This is a genomic window from Herbiconiux daphne (genome assembly GCF_024979295.1).
In the GTDB taxonomy this organism is placed as follows: domain Bacteria; phylum Actinomycetota; class Actinomycetes; order Actinomycetales; family Microbacteriaceae; genus Herbiconiux; species Herbiconiux daphnes.
Map to the genome: position 1 here is coordinate 1 of NZ_JANLCJ010000766.1, position 532 is coordinate 532.

Annotated in this window: 2 protein-coding genes; both read right to left on the reverse strand. The window is 35.3% G+C overall.

Annotation, left to right across the window (positions count from 1 at the left end; genetic code table 11):
* Positions 1 to 236, reverse strand: a 236-nt coding sequence (locus N1032_RS27580; RefSeq protein WP_259543919.1) for a PD-(D/E)XK nuclease family protein, incomplete at its 3' end; no start/stop codon positions are given.
* A gap of 11 nt (positions 237 to 247) precedes the next feature.
* Positions 248 to 532 (reverse strand): hypothetical protein (locus N1032_RS27585; RefSeq protein ID WP_259543920.1); only part of this gene is annotated, 285 nt, incomplete at its 5' end.

A 532-nucleotide genomic window follows, 5' to 3' on the forward strand; every position in this document is an offset into this window, starting at 1 on the left:
TTTTTCTTTTTTTGGAAAAATGAACTTTTCTGCTTTGAATTTTGAATGTATTCTTGAATCTGGTCATCATCACAACCAACTTCAATACATTTGTGAAATAATTTTCCAACGAGTAATGCTCTTGCGTCTGATTCAGGGACACGTTGCATATAATTCTCGTATCCGTTTCTTTGACATGCTTCGAAAGTATTTAGACCACTAAAACTCAAGTGCCCTTTTTTCTCACCTTGTGTCATAATTCGCTCCTTTAAATGTTGACAAATCCTTGGCCAGCAATCATATCCATAAATGCTAGTGCAGCCAAAACTCCGTCAGTATGATATACCCCAATAATCCGTTCAGAAAGTTTATCTGATGAAATTGCGAGGTAACGTTCCCAAAATTCTCTTTCGTATTCTGCGTCTTGCTCCTCTGCAAGTGATTCTTCATCTTTTTCTAGGAATTGGATAATATTTGTAAACGATTGTTCAACTAATTCATCTTTTGATTTTGGATTCCGAACGGTTCTCATATCTTTAAAGAATCCTTTAAC